Below are 21,793 nucleotides of genomic sequence, written 5' to 3'. Positions count from 1 at the left end.
GGGTTCCGCGTCAGGCGTCGTCGCGTGGGAGGGCCGACGCGCTGCGCCCCTCCCAGGGGGTGGAGAGCACGACGGTGGTGCGCGTGGAGACGTTGGCAGCAGAGCGGATTCGCGCGAGGAGGTCCTCGAGGTTGCCGGGCGTGCCCACCCGCACCTTGAGGATGTAGCTCTCGACGCCGGCGACCGAGTGACAGTCCTCGATCTCCTCGATGTGACGGAGCCGTTCGGGCACGTCGTCGGGCTCGCTGGGGTCGAAGGGCGTCACCGAGATGAGCGCCGTGAGCGGGAGGCCGAGCGCCTCGGGAGAGACCTGGGCGGTGTAGCCGGTGACGACGCCGCGCTCCTCGAGCCGCCGCACCCGCTGGTGGACCGCCGACGTCGAGAGGCCCGTGGCCTTGCCGAGGTCGGTGTAGCTCATGCGGCCGTCGGACAGCAGGAGCCCGACGAGGCGGCGGTCGAGATCTTCCATGGCCGAAGGGTAGACCAGCGGTTACGGACGGGGCGGTCCATTCCTCATGCCGGTACGGGACGCGCGTCCCGCCCGCCACGCTCCGGTCACCGCGCCCCGGTAGCCTCTCGCGTATGCCGTCCCACGCGCCCCGGTTGCTGCTGCTCGACTCCGCGTCCCTCTACTTCCGGGCCTTCTTCGGCGTGCCCGAGGTCATCGGCCCCAGCGGCGTCCCCACGAACGCCGTCCGTGGGCTGCTCGACATGATCGCCTCGCTCGTGGACCGGGCGCACCCGACCCACCTCGTCGCCTGCTGGGACAACGACTGGCGTCCCGCCTTCCGGGTCGAGGCCATCCCGTCCTACAAGGCGCACCGCGTGGCCGAGCCCGGCGACGACGAGCTCGCGGGCGAGCAGGTGCCCGAGGCGCTGGGCGTCCAGGTGCCGATCATCGAGGACGCGCTGAGGGCGCTCGGCATCGCACGCGTCGGGCTCGACGGCCACGAGGCCGACGACGTGATCGGTACCTACGCGACCGCGTGGTCCGGCCGTATGCCGGTCGACATCGTCACCGGCGACCGTGACCTCTTCCAGCTCGTCGACGACGCCAACCAGGTGCGTGTCGTCTACACGGCTCGTGGCGGGGTGCGCTCCCCCGACTTCGTGGACCAGTCCTTCATCGCCGAGAAGTACGGCGTGCCCTCGGGTGCCGCCTACGCCGACATGGCCGTGCTGCGCGGCGACACGAGCGACGGCCTGCCCGGGGTGGCCGGCATCGGCGAGAAGACGGCGGCCAAGCTCATCACCACCTACGGCACGCTCGAGGCGCTCCGCGCCGCCATCGACGACGGCGACCCGGCGCTCAAGGGCGCCCAGCGGGCACGGCTCGAGGCAGCCGCCGACTACCTCGACGCCGCGCCGCGCGTCGTCGCGGTGGTCAAGGACGCCACGCTCCCCGACGTCGACGTGTCGGTCCCGACGACGGTCGCCGACCCGGCGCTCATGTCGAAGCTGGCCGTCGAGCACGGACTCACGTCGTCGTTCGACCGAGTGATCTCCGCGCTGGGGATCGACTGAGACCCGACCCGACTGGAGGCACGACATGGCACACCGGCACCACGCGATCGACTACGTCGAGCTGGCCGCCCCTGACCTGGCCGCGGCCAAGGCGTTCTACGCGGCGGCCTTCGGCTGGGCGTTCAACGACTACGGGCCTGACTACTCGGGCATCCAGGCGGTCGACGGCCACGGCGAGGTCGGCGGACTCAACCCCGAGGGGCGGCCGGGAGCCGGCGGCGCACTCGTGCTGCTGTGGTCCGACGACCTCGACAGGACCGTCGCGGCGGTGACGGAGGCCGGTGGCACCATCACCCGCGAGCCCTACGCGTTCCCCGGCGGTCGGCGCTTCTACTTCACCGACCCAGCGGGCAACGAGCTCGGCGTGTGGCAGGCAGACGACTGAGCCCGAACGAGCCGGTCTGAGCACGACTGAGCACGTCCGACGACGGTCGACGGGCCCTCGCGGCCACCCTGACCCTCCGGAAGAGGGATACTGGGGGGTGCCCAACCGCAGAACGCCCTCATCGCCCGCCGTCCGACGCCACCTCGCCAGCAGCCCGTTCAGTCCGGCTCCCGCGCCCGAGATCGAGGAGTTCAACGTCGGCGACCGCGTCTCACACGTCCGACACGGCCTCGGCGTCGTCGTCGCGACCAGCCCTGCGACGGTGACGCTCAAGTTCGAGTCGGGGCTGGTCCGGGTCAACAGCCCGTTCGAGCGGCTCACCCTGCTCTGAGACCGCCCGAGCAGGGTCCAGCTCCACCACGACGAAGGCCGGCCCCCTGTCGGGGACCGGCCTTCGTCGTGTGGCTCTGGGAGCCGATTGAATCAGAGAACGCGGACGCGCATCGCCTGCGGGCCCTTGGGACCCTGCTCGACGTCGAACTCGACGGCCTGGTTCTCCTCAAGGCTGCGGTAGCCGTTGCTCTGGATCTCCGAGTAGTGGACGAAGACGTCAGGCCCCTCGGTGGGAGCGATGAAGCCGAAGCCCTTCTCCGAGTTGAACCACTTGACAGTACCCTGCGCCATGACTGGCTCCTTCAGGTTGGAAGCTGAGACCACCCGGCCGGGCGACCCCGTGTCGAAAAGGGGACGCAACCCTTCAAACCTGAAGAAACTGCGCTCGCTGGTCGTTCCTTGCGAGCGTGCGAACACGAGCACCAAAAACGTCGACGGTCCGCCAAGACTAGCGGACAAGGTGCCGCCACGACGATTCGCGGGCTCCTAGTCGAGCCGGTCGGCCGCGACGACGCCCCTCAGCACGCCGTCGCTCGCCTTGCGGGCCGTCGCCGCGAGGTCCGGGTCGGCGGCGTCGGTGAGCTGCCCGAGCAGGTCGATGACCTGCTTGCACCGTCGTACGAAGTCACCGGCCGCGAGGTCGGTGCCGCGCAGCACGTCCTCGAGCCGCTGCCCGCTCGCCCACCGGTGCATCGCCCACGCGATCCCACCGTCCGGCATACCGGTGCGCGGCAGCGCCAGCGCGCCCTCGGCGTCCTCGAGGTCCGACCAGACCGTGATCATCCGGTCGAAGGCCTCGCGCACGTCGTCGTTGGGCCAGCGTGGCGTGAGCCCGCCCTCCTCGCGCCGCGGCTCGTGCACGAGCGAGGAGACGATGGCGGCCAGCGACGGGGCGTCGAGACGCCGCCACGTGCCTTCGCGCAGGCACTCCGCAGCGAGGAGGTCCTTTTCCGTGTAGAGCTGGCGCAGCCGGTCGCCGTGCGTGGTCACGGACTCGCCGCCGTCGCCGAGGTAGCCCATCTCGACGAGCAGGTCGCAGATGCGGTCGAACGTCTTGGCGACGGAGTTGGTGCGCCCGTCGATCTTGCGCTGGAGCCCGTCGGTCTCGCGCCGCAGCCGCCACCAGCGCTCGGCCCAGCGGGCGTGGTTCTCGCGGTCGGGACAGCGGTGGCAGGGGTGCGCCTTCATGCGGCGGCGCAGCTCGTCGAGGCGGGCGTCGGACGGGTCGGGCTCGGCTGCCCGGCGCCGGGGCGGCGGGTCGTGCGGCATCGTGGCGCGCAGGGTGGCCGCGAGGTCGCGACGCGCCTTGGGGTTGCGGGCGTTGAACTGCTTCGGCACCCGCATCGACCCCAGCGGCTCGATCGCCGTGGGCACGTCGTGGAGGGTCAGGCGCCGCAGCTGGTGGTCCTCGGTGACGACGGCCGGGGAGGCCGACTCCCCCTTGCCGCCGCGGTTCGGCATGACGACGACGGCGAGCCCGCTGTGCCGGCCGGCAGGGATGCGCACGATGTCGCCGATGCGCAAGGACTCCAGGGAGATCGCGGCCTCGGCGCGCGCCGACGCGGACCGCGCCTTGGCACCCTCCTTCTCGATCGTGCGGATCTCGTCGCGGATCGCGGCGTACTCGGAGAAGTCACCGAGGTGGCAGCTCATCTGCTCGGCGTAGCCGGCGAGGGCCTCCTCGTTGCGCCGAACCGTGCGGACGAAACCGACGACGGCCCGGTCGGCCTGGAACTGCGCGAAGGACGTCTCGAGGATCTCGCGCGCGCTCTCGCGGCCGAACTGGCGCACCAGGTTGACGGCCATGTTGTAGGTGGGCCGGAAGCTGGAGCGCAGGGGGTAGGTGCGGGTCGAGGCCAGGCCCGCGACGCCTGCCGGGTCGAGACCGCGGTTCCAGATGACGACCGCATGGCCCTCGACGTCGATGCCTCGACGTCCCGCCCGACCGGTCAGCTGGGTGTACTCGGCAGGCGAGATGTCGACGTGGTTCTCGCCGTTGAACTTCACCAGCTTCTCGAGCACCACCGTGCGCGCCGGCATGTTGATGCCGAGCGCGAGCGTCTCGGTGGCGAAGACGGCGCGGATGCGCCCCGCCGTGAAGAGCTCCTCGACGATCTCGCGGAAGGTCGGCAGCATCCCGGCGTGGTGGGCCGCGAAGCCGCGCGAGATGCCGTCGACGAAGTCCCAGTAGCCGAGCACCGTGAGGTCCTCCTCGGCGAGGCCCTGGATGCGCTCCTCGACGACACGGCGGTTCGCCTCACCCTCGGCCTCCGGCACGAGTCGCATGCCGCTCGAGAGCAGCTGGCCGACGGCCGCATCGCAGCCGGCACGGCTGAAGATGAAGGTGATCGCCGGGAGCAGCCCCTCGCGCTCGAGGCGCTCGATGACCTCGGCGCGGGTCGCCCCACCGCCCGGACGGCCTCCCCGGGCGAAGCCCCGTCCGCCGTCGCCGCCACCGGGACCGCGGCCCCTGCCGGCGTCGCTCCCCCGTCGGCCCCGGCCCGACCAGTCGTCACCACCACGGTTGCCATTGCCGCCGCGGCCGCCCTTGCCCTTCGGGCGGCCCTTGTCGCGGCCGCCGCGGTTGCTCACCCAGTGCGAGTCCCAGGCGCCCCGGCCCTCGTTGCCGCGGATCGCGTGGACGAGGTCGGGGTTGACGCTCACCGAGTAGTGGGACGGGCTCGCCCGGAAGTGCTCGTCGTCCTCGTCCGCGTCGCGCTCCTCGACGAAGAGGTCGAACAGGGTCTGCCCGACCATCATGTGCTGCCACAGGGGCACGGGCCGGTGCTCGGAGACGATGACCTCGGTGTCACCGCGCACCTCGCCGAGCCACGCGCCGAACTCCTCGGCGTTGCTCACGGTGGCGGACAGCGACACGACGCTGACGTCGGGCGGCAGGTGGATGATGACCTCCTCCCACACGGCGCCACGGAACCGGTCGGCGAGGTAGTGGACCTCGTCCATGACGACCCAGCCGAGCCCACGCAGGGTGGTCGAACCGGCATACATCATGTTGCGCAGCACCTCGGTCGTCATGACGACGATCGGCGCCTCCCCGTTGATCGAGGCGTCACCCGTCAGCAGACCGACCTTGTCGGCACCGTGCCGGCGCACGAGGTCGGTGTACTTCTGGTTCGACAGGGCCTTGATCGGCGTCGTGTAGAACGCCTTGCGGCCCGTGGCCAGCGCCATGTGCACGGCGAACTCGCCGACGATGGTCTTGCCCGCCCCGGTCGGTGCGGCCACCAGCACCCCCCGGCCCTCCTCGACCGCCCGGCAGGCCTCGGTCTGGAAGTCGTCGAGCGGGAAGTCGAACTGCGCCGCGAACTCCGCCAGACGCGGCCAGGCGGGCATCATGCGGCCACCACCGACGGGGTGACGACCCGTAGGGCGCCGGGCACGACCTCGGCGTCGATCGGCAGCTCTGCGAAGGACTCGCCATCTGCTTGGGAGTGGATACCGCTCGCCTCCAAGCGAACTCGCCGGGCGCGATGGATCTCGACGGCCGGATGGGTGGTGTGCGTGCCGGAGTAGACCTTGGGGAAGACCCGCAGGAAGGCCGCGACCGACAACGCGTGGACGATCATGACGTCGAAGAGCCCGTCAGCCACGTCGGCGTCGGGGCAGACCCGCATGCCGCCGCCGAACGACGTCGTGTTGGCCACGGCCACCAGCATCGCGCGGGTCTCGATGCGGTGCCCGTCGAGCTCGATGGCGTACGGGATGGGACGGAACACGGGTAGCTCGCGCAGCACCGCCAGGTTGTAGCGCATCTGCCCCCGCGGCCACGTCATGCGCTGGGCCCGCGCGTTGACGACGGCGTCGAACCCTGCCCCGAGGACGCCGCCGAACCACTTCTCACCGGCCACGCCGTGGCTCACACGGCCGAGGTCGATCTCACGGGTGCTGCCCTCGGTGAGCAGCGACACCGCCGCCGCCGCGTCGCGCACCGGCAGGCCGAGGTTGCGGGCGAAGTCGTTCCCGGTGCCGGCCGCCACCACGGCGAGCCGCGTCGGGGAGCCGGCGCAGACGTTGACGCCGAGGTGCACCATGCCGTCGCCCCCGACCACCACGACGGTGTCGACACCGTCGGTGACAGCGGCCAGCGCCTGCGACCGAGCCTGCTGGTAGGTGTCCCCCGAGACGTCGACGACGTCGTGACCCGCCTCGTGCAGCAGCCGCCGGGTCTGGGCGCCCAGCTGCCGCCCGACGCCCTTGCCCGACGTGGGGTTGACGATCAGGGCGACGCGTTGGGGCACACCCGAAACCTACAGGGGTGACGGCCGGTCGTCGGGGACGTCCAGCCAGTCGGGCTTGTGCTCCTCCTTGCGCCGGTCGAAGAGGAACGCCAGCCCGACCGAGGCGAAGTAGAGCAGCACCATCGGGCTCGCGAGGAAGAGCATCGTGTAGGCGTCGGGGGTCGGCGTCATGATCGCGGCGAACACCAGGATGATCATGACGGCCGGGCGCCAGCCCCTGAGCATCGCGCGGGCCGAGAGGACGCCCACCAGGTTGAGCGCCACGAGGAAGACCGGCAGCAGGAACGCGCAGCCGAAGGCGACGATGAACTTGAGAACGAAGTTGAGGTACTGCGAGCCGTCCTGCAGGTTGTAGGCGCCCACCGGGGTGAAGCCCAGCAACACCGCGACCGCCTTGGGCACCATCACGAAGGCGAAGAAGCACCCGGTGAGGAAGAGCGGGACCGCCGCGACGACGAAGAGCCGCGAGACGAGCTTCTCCTTCTGGGTGAGCCCGGGGACGATGAAGCGCCAGATCTGGAAGAGCCAGATCGGGGACGCCAGGATGAGCCCCACGAAGATCGACGTCGTCAGCTGCAGCGCGAACGCATCGGTCATGTTCGCGAAGTTGATGTTGACGACGCCGTCGCGCTGCCTGTCGAGGTCAGTGAGGGGCTTCGTCAGTCTGGCGATGATCTGGTTGTAGTAGATCCAGCCGACGACGGCCCCGACGAGGATGGCGATCGCGCTGACCGTGAGCCGGTTGCGCAGCTCCCGGAGGTGGTCGGCCAGCGACATGCGCCCCTCGGGGTCACGCTGCTTGCGGAGTGAGGGCATTCAGATGAGTCCGTGCGCGAGCTCGGGCAAGGTGCGGGTCGTGGAGCGACGTCGTCAGAGCGTCGTGTCGCGACGGATGTCGCTCTCGGCACTGCCGGCTGTGCTGCCGGTGCTGCTGCCGGTGGTGGTGGAGGGTCCGGAGGCACGGAGCCGGTCGGCTTCGGCACGGGCCTCGGCGGCGCGCCGCTCCGCGTCCGCGAGGCGGGCCTCCGCGTCGCGTCGGTCGGCCGCACGGCGCTCGGCCTCGGGGTCGAAGGCCTGACCCTGGACGGTGCTCTGGGAGGCGTCGCTGGGAGCGGGCTTGCCGTCCTTCTTCAGCTCGTCGACCTCCGACTTGAAGACGCGCGCGGAACGGCCGAGGCTGCGAGCCATGTCGGGGAGCTTCTTCCAGCCGAACAGGGCGATGAGCACGACCGCGATGATGATGAGTTCGGGGGCACCCAGACTGGGCATGGTGATGTCTCCTCGTCGAAAGCCGGCCCCGTGCGGACCGTCACGTTGCAGCCTCAGGGCCGCAGATGTCCAGCATACGTGCGTGGGGTGAACTCCACCCGTGGGACGGCCGGACGGACGCCCCACGGTCCGGTCAGCGGACGGGGTCGTCGTAGGCGGCGAGCGCCGTGCGTGCCTCGTCGGCCACCGCGTCGGCCAGCTCACGCGGCTCGACGACGCGCACCTCTCCCTCGAGTCGCAGCACGAGGCGGCGCACGAGTGCCGGGTCGGCGACCTTGAGCGTGACCCGCAGCGAGCCGTCGCGGCGTCGCTGCACCCCCTCGTTGGGGTAGTAGTCGGCGATCCAGGCCGCCCAGCGGCTGGCGTCGAGCACGACCGTCAGGTCGTTCTCGCCGGGCACGAACACGTCGTCGAGGTCCCGGGGTGTCGCGCCGGGAGGCGGCGTGCCGTCGACGTCGAGCACGGTGACGTCCTCGATGCGGTCGAGCCGGAACAGCCGGACGTCCTTCGCCCGGTGGCAGTAGCCCTCGACGTACCACTGCGAGTCGAGGTTGAGGATGCGCATGATGTCGACGTCGCGCTCGGTGGACTCGTCACGCGTCGCCACGTAGTAGCGCAGGTGCACGCGGCGCCCGCGCGAGAACGCGTCCTTGAGCGGCGCCATGGCCGGGTGCTGGCTGCCGTCGTCGAGGTCGAGGTCGATGCGACCCCTCGGCTCGTCGACGGCGCCGCCCGCGGCGTCACGGATCTTGCGGAGCGTGCGCTCTGCGACGTCGGAGCCGACGAGGGTCGACCCGAGCGCCTGGAGGCCCGCGGTGAGCGTCACGGCCTCGTCGCGCGACAGGCGCATGGGGGCGGCGATGTCGTCGGCGTTGTCGAGGTAGATGTGCCCGCTGTCCCACTGGGCGTCGATGAGCTCCGCGTGCCCGTAGCCCGGCGTGCCGCACACGAAGAGCAGCTCGAGGTCCTCGACCACCTGATCGTCGGTGACGCCGAACTCGCGCGCGGCCTCGGCGATCGGCACGCCCCGGTGCTGGAGCAGCCAGGGCACCATGTCGAGGAGCCGGCCCAGCCGCTGGGTCGCGGTCTCGGGTGCGCGGCGCGGCGCCGGACGTCTCGTCTCGCTCATGCCGGCTCCCCCGTCAGCTCGCTCCCGGCCTGCGCGGCCGCCACCGCCTGCAGCGCCGCCCGCACGCCCGCCACGAGCTCGGGCGGCGAGACGGCGACGGCGTGGGTGCCGAGCGCGACGACGTCGCGCTCGGTCGTGCCCGGCTGGTACGGGACCTCGATCTCGGCCCACCGCTCGTCGATCTCGGCGGTACGCGTGGCGTTGCGCCGCAGGGTGTGTCCGCGTCCGTGGCGCACCCGCACCACCGCGGAGCCGACCGGCTCGGGCGGCTGGGCCTCGAGGGCCACCTCGGGCACGTGGTCGGACGGGACGGCATACGAGCCCGCACGGCCCTTGCGCTTGACCGGGCCCTCGAAGCGGCTGAGGCGGAAGGCGCGCTCGTCACCGCGGTCGACGTCGAACGCCGTGAGGTACCACCGGCCGTGCCAGTTCTTCAGGGCCCACGGCTGGACGTGGCGTGTCGACAGCTCGCCGTCGTTCTTGCGGTAGTCGAAGGTGATGGGCTGCAACGCCGAGACGGCGGCGTGCACGGCCTCGAAGGCCGCCTCCTTGGTGCGGATGCGCGGCTCGGCGCCGGCAGCCACCGACTCGTCGATCTCGACGCCGGAGAGGCGCAGCTTGCGCAGCCCGGCCGAGGCGGCCCCCGAGATGCTCGCCGTGGACCACGCACGGGCCGCGAGTGCCAGGGCGGCGACCTCGTCGGGCTCGAAGCTGATCGCTGGCAGGGTGGTCTCGCTCGAGTCGATGCGGTAGCCGACCTCGTCGTCGAAGAGCACGTCGATGACCGTCGTCGAGATCGGGATGCCCATCTCGCGCAGCTCGTCCTTGTCGCGCTCGAACATGCGGTCGAACGCCTCGTCGGAGGTGGCGGCGGCGTACGCGGGCAGCGACTCGCGGATCTTCTGCTTCGAGACCGGTCGTCGCGCCGACTTGAGCGCGAGGATGAGGTTGAGCAGCCGTTCGGTCTTCTCTGCCGAGGCAGACGCAGGACTCATCGAGACCTTCCTGGGAGGCGGCGGCGCGGGCGGGCAGTCCGACGCTACCCGAACATGCGATCGATAGGGTCGCCTCATGATCCAGTGGCGCCGGGGTGTCGTCGACGAGGTGCGTTCCCGCTGGGCGGGCGCCGTCGAGTACGCCGTCCGGCTCCCCTCCGGAGACGTCGTGCGGGCACTCGGCTACGTCGACGTCGTGGGCGCGCTGAGCGCCGGAACCGAGGTGCTGCTCAACACCACCGCCCTCGAACGTGGGCTCGGCACGGGTGGCCTCGCCATCGTGGTGGCGGCCCCCGATGCGCTGCCCGACCCCGTCGCCGACGTCAACGGGGTGCCCGGCCACATCGTCAAGGCCCGATACACCCCCAGCCAGACCATGGTGCTCGGCGTCGACGAGCAGGACAGCGCGCACCACGCCGTGCTCGCCGAGGCCGACGACCTCGCCGGTCTGCCGGTGGTCGTCGCCGACCTGCACTCGGCCGTGCCCGCGATCGTCGCGGGTGTCCGTGAGACCGACCCGGCGCTGCGCGTCGCCTACGTCATGACCGACGGGGGCGCGCTGCCGATCGACTTCTCCCGCACGGTGGCCGGGCTCCGCGATGCCGGGTGGCTGGCGGCCTCGATCACGGTGGGGCAGGCCTTCGGCGGCGACCTCGAGGCCGTCAACGTGCACACGGGCCTGCTCGCCGCGCACCACGTCGTCGGCGCCGACGTGGTGGTGGTCGCCCAAGGACCCGGCAACCTCGGCACCGGCACCCGCTGGGGCTTCTCCGGCACGTCGGCCGGCGAGGCGGTCAATGCCGCCGGGGCGCTCGGCGGGCGACCGGTCTGCTCCCTGCGGATCTCGGAGGCCGACCCGCGCGAACGGCACCGCGGCGTCTCGCACCACAGCCTCACGGCATACGGCCGCGTGTCGCTCGTGCCGGCCGACGTCGTCGCGCCCCGGCTCGAGGGGGACCTCGCCGGCATCGGGACGCGGGTGGTCGAGCAGGCGCGTGCGCTGTGCTCCGCCAGCGGCGGACGCCTGCGGTTGCACGAGGTGCCGTGCGACGGCCTCGAGGCCGCCCTTCGCGACTCCCCCGTGCCGCTGCGCACGATGGGCCGCGGATACGACGACGACCGCGCCGGTTTCCTCGGCGCGGCCGTCGCGGGGCGGTATGCCGCCCGGTTGCTGAAGGTCTAGGCCACTCTCACTTCACGTCGTCCAGGTCGACGACGAAGATGAGCGTCTCGCCGGGCTTGATGGCGCCGCCGGCGCCGCGCTCGCCGTAGGCGAGGTGGGACGGGATGGTCAGCTTGCGGCGGCCGCCCACCTTCATGCCCTCGATGCCCTTGTCCCAGCCCGGGATGACCATGCCGACGCCGAGGCGGAAGTCGAGCGGCGCGCCACGGTTCCACGAGGAGTCGAACTCCTCGCCCGTCGAGTGCGCGACACCGACGTAGTGGGCGCTGACGGTGTCGCCGGCCTTCGCCTCGCGGCCGTCACCCTCGATGAGGTCCTCGACGACGAGGTCGGCGGGAGCGTCGCCCTCCGGGAAGTCGATCTCGGGCTTGGTGCGGTTCGGGTCCAGTGCCATGCTTCGTGTCCCTTTCGGTGAGTGGGTCCTGTGTGCGGGGTAAGGGTCTGTCGGGGCCGGTCGGGCCGGTCGGTACGGCCGGTGCTCAGTACGCGTCGAGGATGTCGACGACGAACACCAGCGTGTCCTTGCCCGAGATCTTGGGCGGGCTGCCGGCGTCGCCGTAGCCGTCCTTCGGTGGGATGACGATGAGCACGCGGCTACCGACCTTCTTGCCCACGAGCGTCTTGTCCCAACCGGGGATGACGCCGCCGACACCGATCGGGAAGTCTGCGGAGGCGCCTCGCTGCCAGGACGAGTCGAAGACGCTGCCGTCCTTCCAGAGGACGCCGTAGTACTGCGCGCTGATCGTCTGGCCCTGCTGCACCGTCGCCCCGGTGCCCTGCACGAGGGTCGCCTGCTGCGTCGTGGTGGGCGCCGCGGACTTCGGGACCGTGACGGTCGGCTCCTTGGCGGAGCCGTTCTTGAACTCGACCGTCGGAAGGCCTGCGGGGGCAGCGGTCTGCGCGCCGTCGATCTTGGCGAGCGGCGTGTGCACGTCGGCGATGTCCGCGACGACGACGATGGTGTCGGTGCCCTTGACGCCGAGCTGCTCGTTGCCGGCCGAGCCGAAGCCCTTCTCCGGGGGGATGGTGAAGGCGATGCGTCCGCCCTTCGTGGCGCCGACGAGGCCCTCGGTGAAGCCGGCGATGAGGTCGGCGCGACCGAGGCGGTAGCCCTCGGCCCTGCGGCCGGACGCGTAGCCGTCGTCGAGGAGCTTGCCGCTGGTGCCGTTGTAGATGCGGGCGCGCAGGCTCACGGTGTCGGCCTTGGTGGCCGCCTTGCCGCTGCCCGGCGTCAGCACCTTGTGCTCGACCGCCTTCGAGCTGATCGGCGTCTTGCCGAGCGTCACCTTCGGGGCGGTCTTGAGGTCGACGGCACCGGTGGCGCTCACCCCGGCCAGCGCGACCGAGGCAGGAGCGGTGGTGGCCGAGCCGGTGGAGCCGCTGGGGGTCGACCCGCAGGCCGCGACGGTGGTCAGCCCGAGGGCAGCGAAGAGGGCAGCGGCCGTGCGAGCGGCCGTTCGGTTGTGACGCACAGGTGAGACTTTCGGTCGGGGGCGGGCGGGTGTGGAGGTCCCGCTGGGCAAATCCCCGTCACTGTAACGCCCGCCCTTGTGCGAGGTTCACAGCCCGCTGACAGGTTGGCCCCGTGCGACGCCGTGTGCGACTCAGTGTGCGACTCAGAGCGGGCGCTGGACCGTGGGCGAACGGTCGATGGTCTCCATGAGTCGCTCGACCCGCTCGTCGACGGCCCGGAAGGGGTCCTTGCAGAGGACCGTGCGCTGCGCCTGGTCGTTGAGCTTGAGGTGGACCCAGTCGACGGTGAAGTCGCGGCCGTGCGCCTGGGCGGCGCGGATGAAGTCACCCCGGAGCTTGGCCCGGGTGGTCTGGGGCGGACGAACCTTGGCCTCGAAGATCTCGACGTCGGACGCCACGCGCGCCGTGCGCCCGTGGCGCTGGAGCAGGTAGAACAGCCCGCGACGACGGTTGATGTCGTGGTAGGCGAGATCGAGCTGCTGCACCCGGGCGTCGGTGAGGGCCAGGCCGTGGCGCTCGCGGTAGCGCTCGATGAGGCGGTGCTTGATGACCCAGTCGATCTCGGTGTCGATGGCGTCGAGGTCACCGCTGCCGATCGCGTCGAGGGCCCGGCCCCAGAGGTCGATGACCTGCTTGGTGTCGGGACTGCTGACGCCCTCGCGGTCGACGAACTCGATGGCCTTGTCGAGGTACTCGCGCTGCATCTCGAGGGCTGAGATCTCGCGTCCGTTGTTGAGCCGCACCGTTGCGCGCCCCGTCGGGTCGTGGCTCATCGTGCGGATGGCCCGGATGGGGTTCTCCATCGACAGGTCGCGCATGACCACCCCGGACTCGATCATGCGCAGCACGAGGTCGGCGCTGCCGACCTTGAGGAGGTTCGTCGTCTCGGACATGTTCGAGTCGCCGACGATGACGTGCAGCCGGCGGTACTTCTCGGCGTCGGCGTGCGGCTCGTCGCGGGTGTTGATGATCGGCCGGCTGCGGGTGGTCGCCGACGAGACGCCCTCCCAGATGTGGTCGGCCCGCTGGCTCACCGCGAAGCTCGCACCGTGCGCCGTCGCGACGACCTTGCCCGCGCCGCAGGTGATCTGGCGGCTGATGAGGAACGGGATGAACATGTCGGAGACGCGCTGGAAGTCGCCGGTGCGGCCGTAGCAGTAGTTCTCGTGGCATCCGTAGGAGTTGCCGGCGGAGTCGGTGTTGTTCTTGAAGACGAAGATCTCGCCTTCGACGCCGTCGTCGCGCAGTCGCCCCTGGGCGTCCTCGACGAGGCCCTCGAGGATGCGCTCCCCCGCCTTGTCCTGGATGACGAGCTCGCGTACGGAGTCGCACTCGGCCGTGGCGTACTCGGGGTGCGAGCCGACGTCGAGGTAGAGCCGGGCGCCGTTGCCGAGGAAGACGTTGCTCGAACGTCCCCACGCGACGACGCGTCGGAAGAGGTAGCGGGCGACCTCGTCGGGAGTCAGGCGCCGCTGGCCCTGCGTGGTGCAGGTGACGCCGTACTCGTTCTCGATCCCGAAGATCCGCCGCTCCATGAACCAACTCTAGGCGGACCTCCTCGCTCGGGTCGGCACCGTCCGTCACCTCACGCGTGTCATCCCGCGACGAACGCACCGGACAGGCACGAGAATGTGGCTGCCACAATGGATGCTGCTGATCCCTCACGGCTGGCCCCCACACCCTCCCCCCTGCATTGGACGGAAATGATCGACAGACCGCACTTCAAGTCCTCCCGCCGCGGCTACGAGCCCGAGGAGGTCGACGCCTTCATCGAGTCGCAGAACCGCATCCTCCAGGCTGCGAAGAAGGACGCCGCCGAGCGCAGCGTCGAGCTGACCAAGCTCAACGCCGCCCTGACCGACCTCCGGGGACAGCTGGGGCAGCAGTCGCGCGTGATGGCCGACCTCAAGAAGAACAGCAGCCCGACGGCCGCGCAGACGTTCACCGACCTCGGTGAGCGCATCGGACAGATCCTCTCGCTCGCCGACGAGGAGGCCGCCGACATGCGCAAGCGGGCCAACGCCGAGGCCGACGAGATCCGCGAGCGCGCCAACCGCGCCGCCAACGACCTCAAGTCGACCACGAGCACGTACGCGGAGCAGGCCCGCGCCCGCGCAGACGAGGAGGCCGTGCGCATCATCGCCCAGGCCAACCGTGAGGCCCAGGCCATCGTCGCCGAGGCGCAGAGCGTCACCGCCGCCCAGCGCCAGGAGGCGGCCGCCGAGTTCGAGGCACACCGGCTCAAGGCCTCCACCGCCTCGGCGGAGCTCGAGGTCAAGCTCGCCGCGCGGCGCGAGGCCGCCGACCTCGAGTTCGAGGTCCGCCGCCAGCAGCAGGAGGCGGCACTGAGCGAGAGCGAGACGCGGCTGCGCCAGCTCACCGAGCGGGCCGAGCACGACGCTCAGGAGATGCGGACTCGCGCGGAGCGCCTGCTGGAGAACGCCCAGGCGCAGGCCGACCAGATCGTCTCCGAGGCACGCGACCACGCGTCGCGGCTGCGCGAGGAGTCCGACCGCGAGCTCTCGGCCGCCTCGGCCCAGCGCGACGCGATCACGGCCCAGCTGGGCAACGTCCGCCAGATGCTCGCCACGCTCGGCGGCGGGGCCCTCGTCGACACCCTCAACACTCCCGACAAGCCGGCCCAGCCCGCGCCGCCGGCCGACGCCACGCAGGTGCTCCCGGCCGCCGATGCGGCGGGCAAGCCCGCCGACGAGGCGGCGGGCGACTCGGACGGCGGGTCCGCCGACGAGTCCGGCGCCGACGACGCGGAGGCCCACCATCCCGAGCCGACGAACCAGGTGACGGACGAGGCTGCCGACGCAGCAGACACCGCAGGCTCCGACGCTGCCGACGGTGCGCAGCGTCAGGACGCCGACGCGGCCGGCGACGAGAAGGGCGAGGCCCCGTCGAGCGGTGCGTCCTACTACCAGCGCAAGCCGGGCGACCAGAAGGTCGGCGCGTCCAACCGCTGAGCCGCCGGCCGACGACACGACGGAGGCCGCCCACCTGACCCGGTGGGCGGCCTCGGTCGTGTCCGTACGCCTACGGCTCGGTCGGGCGGTCGGGCTCGCCGCCAGGGGGCGGGCTGTCGGCCGCGGTGGCAGGCGGGGAGCCGAGCACGTCGGCCGGGGCATCGGTGGTCTCTCGCGGCTCGATCAGCCTCGAGAGCAGGGGTCCGACGATGCGGCGGAACGACCGGCGCGGCCGGTCGCGGTCGAGGACGGCCACCTCGAGCTGCGCGGCGTCGAGGGCCCGGCGCTCGCCGTTCTCGCCCGCGGCGAGCACGTCGACGGCGACCCGGAGCACCTCCCCGAGGTTCATCCCGGGGCGCCAGGCGGTGCCCAACCGCTCCTCGGCGGCGTCGCTGGCACCGCCCATCGCCACGAAGCCCTGCTCGTCTGCGACCGACCCGTCGTAGGTGAGCCGGAAGATCTGGTCACCGTCGCTGTCGACGCCGACCTCGGCGACCACGATCTCGATCTCGAACGGCTTGGACTCCTGGGTGAAGACGGCGCCGAGCGTCTGGGCGTAGGTGTTGGCCAGCGCGCGCGCCGTCACGTCGGTGCGGTCGTAGGAGTAGCCACGGAGGTCGGCGTACCGGATGCCGGCGACGCGCAGGCTCTCGAACTCGTTGTAGCGGCCCACGGCGGCGAACGCGATGCGGTCGTAGATCTCCGACACCTTGTGCAGCGCCCGCGAGGGGTTCTCGGCGACGAACGCGATGCCGCGGTCGTAGCCGACGACGATGACCGAGCGCCCGCGCGCAATTCCCTTGCGCGCGAAGTCGGCCCGGTCCTTCATGACCTGCTCGGGCGGGACGTAGAACGGCATGCTCATCGGGCACCTCCCGGGTTGCCGCGGCGAGAGGCCACGACCTGTTCGACGTGGCCCTCGAGGAGGTCCTGGGGCACGAAGCGGGCGCCGGCATGGTCGACGACCGCGACGGTGGGCCAGATCTGGCGACCGAGGTCGGGCCCTCCGGTCGCGGAGTCGTCGTCGGCGGCGTCGTAGAGCGCCTCGACGGCGATCGACACCGCCTGCTCCTCGGCCAGCCCCGGGCGCCACAGCTTCTTCAGGGCCCCACGTGCGAAGACCGACCCGGAACCGGTCGAGTGGTGGCCGCCCTCGACGTAGCAGCCGCCGGTCACGTCGTAGGAGTAGATGCGCCCGGTCGCGGACTCGAGATCGAACCCGGCGTACGTCGGCACGACCGTCAGGCCCTGCATCGCGAGCCCCAGGTTGCCCCGGATCATGGACGCGAGGCGGTTGGCCTTGCCCTCGAGCGACATGATCGCGCCCTCGATCTTCTCGTAGTGCTCGAGCTCGACCTGGTAGAGCCGGACCAGCTCGATGGCGATCCCCGCAGTCCCGGCGATCCCGACGACGCTGTAGTCGTCGGCCGCGAAGACCTTCTCCATGTCGCGGTTGGCGATGATGTTGCCCATCGTGGCCCGGCGGTCGCCGGCCATGACGACGCCGCCGTCGAAGAGGAGCGCGACGATGGTCGTGCCGTGCGGGGCCTCGATGCTCGCCCCCGAGGGCAGGCGCCGACCGGCGGGCAGGAGCTCGGGCCGGTAGGCGGAGACGAACTCGGTGAAGGAGGACGACCCCGCGCTCAGGAAGGCGTCATCGAGCCGACGCGAGCGTCCCGGGAGAGCGTCGGTCACTGGCCGCCCTTCTGGACGAAGCCGCGCACGAACTCCTCGGCGTTGGACTCGAGCACCCCGTCGATCTCGTCGAGGACGCTGTCGATGTCGTCGGTGAGGCCCTCCTTGACGGCAGCGCCGGCGGGGGCGGCGGGAGGTGCCTCGGGCGCCTCGGGCGGCTCCTCGTCACGACGCTGCGGCTTGGCGTGCTCCTGACCCGGCATGGCTACCTCCCAGAGTGAAAGACCTCGTTGGCTCGACCCTAACCCGTGCGAGCGTGCGTTCCGAGCACCGCCTCGGCGGGCGGACGGCATACGGCCCGGGGACGCCTCGGGAGTCGCGCGAAGGGCAGGTGGGAGGCCGGCGCCTCACTCGGGGGTGGCGAGGCCGCGGAGCAGCTCTGCCACGTCGGCGCTGTCCTCGAGCAGGGCGCCCACCTGCGCCCGGGTGCCGCGCTCCGGCTCGAGGATGGGCACGCGCTGCAGGCTGGCGCGACCGGGCACGTCGAAGACGACGGAGTCCCAGCTCGCCGAGAAGACCTGCCCGGTGAAGCGGCGCACGCACTCGCCCCGGAACCAGGCCCGGGTGTCTTCGGGGGGCGTCGCCTGGGCGGCCTTGACCTCCTCGGGCGACACGAGGTCGCGGAGCATGCCGCGGTCGCGCAGGCGGTGCACGATCCCCTTCTCGGGGCGCACGTCGGCCCACTGGATGTCGATCGCGGCGAGGCGGTGGTCGTCCCAGGCGAGGCCGTCGCGGGCGCGGTAGCCCTCGAGCACCTTGAGCTTGGCCACCCAGTCGAGCAGCGCCGAGCACGACATGACGTCGCGGCCGAGACCGGTGAGGACCTCCTCCCAGAGGGCCATGACCTCGGCGGTGGCCTCGGGCTCCGGGTCGTCGCCGCGGCGCTCGAGCCAGCTGCGGGCGGCCTCGAGGTACATCCACTGGATGTCGAGAGCGGTGACGGTGCGCCCGTCCGTGAGCTCGACCGTGGCCTGGAGCGTGGGGTCGTGCGACACCGTCTGCAGCGCGGCGACGGGGCGGCGGATGGACCAGTCCTCGGTGAGGTGGCCGTCCTCGATCATGCCGAGCACGAGGGAGGTCGTGCCGGTCTTGAGGAGGGTCGCGACGTCGAGCTGGTTGGCGTCTCCGATGATGACGTGCAGTCGGCGGTAGCGGTCGGCGACGGCGTGGGGCTCGTCGCGGGTGTTGATGATCGGCCGCTTCAGGGTCGTCTCGAGCCCGACCTCGGTCTCGAAGAAGTCGGCGCGCTGGGAGACCTGGAAGCCCGCTCCCCTGCTGTCGACGCCGAGCCCGACCCGCCCGGCGCCGCAGACGACCTGGCGCGTGACGAAGAAGGGGACGAGGTGGCGCACGATGTCGGGGAACGGCGTGCGTCGCGGCATGAGGTAGTTCTCGTGCGTGCCGTAGGACTGGCCCTTGCCGTCGGCGTTGTTCTTGTAGAGGTTGACCGGGGGCTGGCCGGGACGGGCGGCGAGCAGGCGCACGGACTCGAGCGCGATGGCGTCGCCGGCCCGGTCCCACGTCACGGCGTCGCGCGGGAGCGTCACCTCGGGCGAGCTGTACTCGGGGTGCGCGTGGTCGACGTAGTAGCGGGCGCCGTTCGTGAGCACCACGTTGGCGAGCGTCGGGTCCTCGACGTCGGTCAGCTGGCTCGGGTCGGCGGTCTGCCGGTCGAGCTGCCAGCCGCGCGCGTCGCGCAACGGGTCCTCGAAGGCGTAGTCCCAGCTCGACTGGTTCGACCGGATGCCCTGGGCGGCGGCGTACACGCTGACGACCTGACCCGAGAGGAACATCGGGTTGGCCATCGGGTCGCCCGGCACGGAGATGCCGTACTCGGTCTCGAGCCCCATGATCCGACGCACCGTCATGGCCCGACCCTAACCGGAGCTGCGCGGGGTCTCCGCGACGGTCCGACCCGCGTACGCGTGCGGCCCCTTCAGAGGGCGCCGACCTTCTGGAGCCGGTTGAGCGAGAACCACCCGAACGGGATCGGCAGCCAGTAGGTCGCAAGGCGGTAGAGGATCACCGCGGGCACGGCCACGGCGCTGTCGACGCCGATCTGGATGAGGCCGAACGACATCGCCGCCTCGATGCCTCCGAGACCACCGGGGGTCGGCACGGCCGAGCCGACGATGGCACCGGCGAAGTAGACGACCGCAACCGACGCCACCGACGGCTCGGCACCGAAGGCCCTCGTGGCGCACACGAGTGCCGCCACGAACGACACGTCGAGCACGAGCGCGCCGCCGAGCAGCTGGGCGAGGCGCTGCGGGTGCTGGAACGTCTCGAGCACCTGCGGCAGCGCGGAACGCACCTGCGGCATGACCCGCTCGGTGAGCAGCGCCCGGATCTTCGGCACGGCGAGCAGCCCGAGCGCCGCGATGACGACGGCCAGGATCGCCGCGACGAGCACGGGCGACGGGCTGAAGGAGACGGAAGGCCCGGTGCCGGCCAGCACGCCCGAGACGACGAGCAGCACGAAGTACGAGCAGAACTGAGCCACCTGGGCCACGCCGACGCTCGCGCCGGCCAGCGTCGGCTGCAGGCCGGACGTCTGCAGGTAACGGGTGTTGAGCGCGATGTTGCCGACCGCCGCCGGGGCGACCAGACCGCTGAACGCGACCGCGAGCTGCGTCATGTACGTGCGGACGAACCGCAGGTGGATCGGCGAGGCCCCGGCGAGCGCGATGGAGGCGCCCGCGAACGTCGCCGCCGCGAACGCCACGAGACCGAGGATCCAGCGCCAGTCGGCCTCGCGGAAGACGGTGGCGAGGTCGAACTGGGTGAGCTGGGTGAGGATGAAGTACGCGGCCACGGCGCCGCCGATGACGGTGACCACCGCGCGGGCCGAGACGCGACGCAGCTGCACCGGCTCGACGTGCTCGATCGAGGGACGCAGCTCGACGAGGCGGCTGCGCAGCTCCTTGAGGACGCCACGTCGTTCGCGCAGCGCCTCCCGGGTCTCGGGCGTCAGGGCGACGGACTGGAGCAGCGGCACGGCGCGCAGGACAGCCTCCTCGCCGAGCGTCTCGGCCGCGGCCCGGACCGTGCGTTCGGGACCGACGGCGAGGGCGACCGTGGTCAGCAGCTGGGCCAGGTCGATGCGCAAGCTGATGTCGTCGGCGGCGACGTCCCCGCTGCCGAGGCTCCCGAGTGCCACGGTGTCGCCGTCGACGAGGACGTGCTGTGGGCTGAGGGAACGGTGGGCCACCCGCCGCCGGTGGAGGGTCTCCGAGAGCCGGAACACCGCTGCGAGCTGGGCATCGGTGAGGTCGGACCCCACCTCGGCCAGGGGACGTCCCTTCGGCTCGAGGTACGCGACGACCGCCGAGAACGGGCCCACCTCGGCGACGGACACCGGCCGTGGGGCCGGGATGCCGAGGTCCTCGAGGACGAGGCCCATGAGGGTGCGGTGCTCGACCTCCGAGCGCAGCGTGAGCGCGGGCGGCCGGGTGAAGCCGCTCCTCAGGCGGAGCACGCGCAGGAAGCGCCGCCCCGAAGCGAGGCCGAAGGTGTCGCGGTCGATGACGTGCACGTCGACGGTGCGCGCGCCGTCGGAGGCCTCGGTGGTGCCGAGGTAGCGACGGTCACCGGCGTCGTTGGCGTCGATGAGCTCGAGCCGGCGCAGCGGCACGCCCGTGGCGACGAGCACGTCGGCCACGTCGCGCCCCGGCGCGCGGGTCGACGTGACGCCGAAGACGAGCCGGAACGCGATGCCGACGAGCCAGCCGAGCAGCAGCGAGGCGGTGAGGGCCGCCAGCGTCATGGCTCCCGAGAGCAGCGTCGTGACCAGGGTCGCGACGACGACGGTGACGGCGATCGGCCAGATCCACTTGCGGCCGGAGATGTCCGCCACCGTCAGCAGCGAGACCGTCGAGACGATGACGATGTCGAGCGGGCCGGTGTGCCCGGTCGGGGTCGGGCGCGTGAGGACGTCGGTGACGAAGCCCCCGTTGCCCGACTGCACCAGCACCGCGAGCACGATGACGATGACACCGGCGACGACGGCCGCTCCGAGCGCCTGGATCAGCTGCAGCCCACGCCGGCGCAGGACGAGGTCCACGCCCACGCCGATCGGCACGAGGAGAACCCCGATGCCGCTGACGAGCGAGAGCAGCGTCAGCAGCACCCTCGGCAGCCCGCTGGTGACGTCGGTGAGGTCCTGCTCCACGGCGCCACGCGTGCCTGCCGCGAGGTCGGCCACGACGAGGCCGAGCACCAGCAGCAGCAGCGCCACGACGAGGCGCACGACGTCCGCAGGACGGCGCACCCGCTCGGGGATGGCCGGCTCCACGACGTCGACGTCGGCCGGTGGCACCGGAGTCGGCGCCTCCGGGTCGATCGCCTCGACCTCCCTGGCCGGCTCCGGAGTCGGTTCCTCCGGTGCGGTCTTGTCGACCGCCTCCTGCTGCGCCGTCGTGCGCATGTCTTCCCCCGTGCTCTCGTCTGCGTGCCCCGGACGACCTTCGTCGACGGCGCGACCGGAGTGTCGCGCGCGGTCGGTGTCGTCGGGCATGGGGTCAATCCTGCCTGAGCCACGCCCCGATTGGCCGCACCTGAGGCCCCGTTGCCGCCC

The 21,793-nt window shown here is 71.7% G+C and carries 21 protein-coding genes; 5 read left to right on the top strand and 16 right to left on the bottom strand.

The window, feature by feature from the left end:
• Window positions 1–10: 10 nt before the first annotated feature.
• Window positions 11–469, bottom strand: a complete 459-nt coding sequence (locus ACXR8F_RS09625; protein ID WP_045188066.1) for an Lrp/AsnC family transcriptional regulator — start codon at window positions 467–469, stop codon at window positions 11–13.
• Window positions 470–582: 113 nt separating this feature from the next.
• Here ACXR8F_RS09625 and ACXR8F_RS09620 point away from each other — a divergent pair, with 113 nt between their 5' ends.
• From ACXR8F_RS09620 to ACXR8F_RS09610, 3 genes are all read left to right on the top strand, one after another.
• Entirely contained in the window at window positions 583–1,524 is a 942-nt protein-coding gene (locus tag ACXR8F_RS09620) for a 5'-3' exonuclease (protein WP_045188068.1), read from the top strand.
• 25 nt (window positions 1,525–1,549) lie between these two features.
• Window positions 1,550–1,909 (top strand): VOC family protein, encoded by a 360-nt coding sequence (locus tag ACXR8F_RS09615; protein WP_458799974.1) that lies wholly within the window; start codon window positions 1,550–1,552, stop codon window positions 1,907–1,909.
• A gap of 97 nt (window positions 1,910–2,006) precedes the next feature.
• Window positions 2,007–2,240, top strand: a complete 234-nt coding sequence (locus ACXR8F_RS09610; protein WP_045188072.1) for a hypothetical protein — start codon at window positions 2,007–2,009, stop codon at window positions 2,238–2,240.
• 92 nt (window positions 2,241–2,332) lie between these two features.
• On the opposite strand, the gene ACXR8F_RS09605 is transcribed toward ACXR8F_RS09610, so the two are convergent.
• The 7 genes from ACXR8F_RS09605 to ACXR8F_RS09575 form a co-directional block, all read right to left on the bottom strand.
• Window positions 2,333–2,533 carry a cold-shock protein gene (locus ACXR8F_RS09605; RefSeq protein WP_045188074.1) on the bottom strand — a complete coding sequence of 67 codons (201 nt, stop codon included), beginning with the start codon at window positions 2,531–2,533 and terminating at the stop codon, window positions 2,333–2,335.
• A 195-nt stretch (window positions 2,534–2,728) separates the two neighbouring features.
• Window positions 2,729–5,599, bottom strand: a complete 2,871-nt coding sequence (locus ACXR8F_RS09600) for a DEAD/DEAH box helicase (protein WP_458799972.1) — start codon at window positions 5,597–5,599, stop codon at window positions 2,729–2,731.
• Window positions 5,596–6,501 carry a diacylglycerol kinase gene (locus tag ACXR8F_RS09595; protein ID WP_045188078.1) on the bottom strand — a complete coding sequence of 302 codons (906 nt, stop codon included), beginning with the start codon at window positions 6,499–6,501 and terminating at the stop codon, window positions 5,596–5,598. The genes ACXR8F_RS09600 and ACXR8F_RS09595 overlap by 4 nt, the downstream gene beginning before the upstream one ends.
• A gap of 9 nt (window positions 6,502–6,510) precedes the next feature.
• Window positions 6,511–7,317 carry a twin-arginine translocase subunit TatC gene (gene tatC / locus ACXR8F_RS09590; RefSeq protein WP_458799970.1) on the bottom strand — a complete coding sequence of 269 codons (807 nt, stop codon included), beginning with the start codon at window positions 7,315–7,317 and terminating at the stop codon, window positions 6,511–6,513.
• A 54-nt stretch (window positions 7,318–7,371) separates the two neighbouring features.
• A complete protein-coding gene (gene tatA, locus ACXR8F_RS09585; protein WP_045188080.1) occupies window positions 7,372–7,770 on the bottom strand; it encodes a Sec-independent protein translocase subunit TatA in 399 nt (132 codons plus the stop codon).
• Between the two features lie 133 nt (window positions 7,771–7,903).
• Window positions 7,904–8,899 carry a helix-turn-helix transcriptional regulator gene (locus tag ACXR8F_RS09580; protein ID WP_045188082.1) on the bottom strand — a complete coding sequence of 332 codons (996 nt, stop codon included), beginning with the start codon at window positions 8,897–8,899 and terminating at the stop codon, window positions 7,904–7,906.
• The gene (locus ACXR8F_RS09575) at window positions 8,896–9,894 is read right to left on the bottom strand and encodes a helix-turn-helix transcriptional regulator (RefSeq protein ID WP_458799967.1); all 999 of its coding nucleotides are present in this window, start codon (window positions 9,892–9,894) and stop codon (window positions 8,896–8,898) included. Before ACXR8F_RS09575 ends, ACXR8F_RS09580 begins: the two co-directional genes overlap by 4 nt.
• A 76-nt stretch (window positions 9,895–9,970) precedes the next feature.
• Here ACXR8F_RS09575 and ACXR8F_RS09570 point away from each other — a divergent pair, with 76 nt between their 5' ends.
• Window positions 9,971–11,077, top strand: coding sequence for a DUF3866 family protein (locus ACXR8F_RS09570; RefSeq protein ID WP_458799965.1), 1,107 nt, complete (start codon window positions 9,971–9,973; stop codon window positions 11,075–11,077).
• A gap of 7 nt (window positions 11,078–11,084) precedes the next feature.
• On the opposite strand, the gene ACXR8F_RS09565 is transcribed toward ACXR8F_RS09570, so the two are convergent.
• The 3 genes from ACXR8F_RS09565 to pafA all read right to left on the bottom strand — a co-directional run bounded on the left by ACXR8F_RS09565 (window position 11,085) and on the right by pafA (window position 14,085).
• A complete protein-coding gene (locus ACXR8F_RS09565; protein WP_045188088.1) occupies window positions 11,085–11,471 on the bottom strand; it encodes an FKBP-type peptidyl-prolyl cis-trans isomerase in 387 nt (128 codons plus the stop codon).
• Window positions 11,472–11,556: 85 nt separating this feature from the next.
• Window positions 11,557–12,549 carry an FKBP-type peptidyl-prolyl cis-trans isomerase gene (locus ACXR8F_RS09560; RefSeq protein ID WP_458799963.1) on the bottom strand — a complete coding sequence of 331 codons (993 nt, stop codon included), beginning with the start codon at window positions 12,547–12,549 and terminating at the stop codon, window positions 11,557–11,559.
• Between the two features lie 144 nt (window positions 12,550–12,693).
• Window positions 12,694–14,085: a Pup--protein ligase gene (gene pafA, locus ACXR8F_RS09555; protein WP_458799962.1), complete on the bottom strand. Its 1,392-nt coding sequence runs from the start codon at window positions 14,083–14,085 to the stop codon at window positions 12,694–12,696.
• Window positions 14,086–14,253: 168 nt separating this feature from the next.
• Between pafA and ACXR8F_RS09550 the strand changes: the two genes are divergently transcribed.
• Entirely contained in the window at window positions 14,254–15,522 is a 1,269-nt protein-coding gene (locus tag ACXR8F_RS09550; protein WP_458799960.1) for a hypothetical protein, read from the top strand.
• Window positions 15,523–15,592: 70 nt separating this feature from the next.
• On the opposite strand, the gene prcA is transcribed toward ACXR8F_RS09550, so the two are convergent.
• The 5 genes from prcA to ACXR8F_RS09525 all read right to left on the bottom strand — a co-directional run bounded on the left by prcA (window position 15,593) and on the right by ACXR8F_RS09525 (window position 21,733).
• The gene (gene prcA, locus ACXR8F_RS09545) at window positions 15,593–16,387 is read right to left on the bottom strand and encodes a proteasome subunit alpha (RefSeq protein WP_458799958.1); all 795 of its coding nucleotides are present in this window, start codon (window positions 16,385–16,387) and stop codon (window positions 15,593–15,595) included.
• Entirely contained in the window at window positions 16,384–17,217 is an 834-nt protein-coding gene (prcB, locus tag ACXR8F_RS09540) for a proteasome subunit beta (RefSeq protein WP_045188096.1), read from the bottom strand. Before prcB ends, prcA begins: the two co-directional genes overlap by 4 nt.
• Window positions 17,214–17,420 carry a ubiquitin-like protein Pup gene (locus ACXR8F_RS09535; RefSeq protein WP_045188098.1) on the bottom strand — a complete coding sequence of 69 codons (207 nt, stop codon included), beginning with the start codon at window positions 17,418–17,420 and terminating at the stop codon, window positions 17,214–17,216. Before ACXR8F_RS09535 ends, prcB begins: the two co-directional genes overlap by 4 nt.
• Window positions 17,421–17,564: 144 nt before the next feature.
• The gene (dop, locus tag ACXR8F_RS09530) at window positions 17,565–19,085 is read right to left on the bottom strand and encodes a depupylase/deamidase Dop (RefSeq protein ID WP_458799956.1); all 1,521 of its coding nucleotides are present in this window, start codon (window positions 19,083–19,085) and stop codon (window positions 17,565–17,567) included.
• Window positions 19,086–19,153: 68 nt separating this feature from the next.
• Entirely contained in the window at window positions 19,154–21,733 is a 2,580-nt protein-coding gene (locus ACXR8F_RS09525) for a lysylphosphatidylglycerol synthase domain-containing protein (RefSeq protein WP_458799954.1), read from the bottom strand.
• Window positions 21,734–21,793 lie beyond the last annotated feature (60 nt).

This window comes from Terrabacter sp. AAH1 (assembly GCF_054456855.1).
The sequence above is the reverse complement of the archived record's forward strand: the minus strand, read 5'-3'. Positions and strand labels throughout refer to the sequence as shown.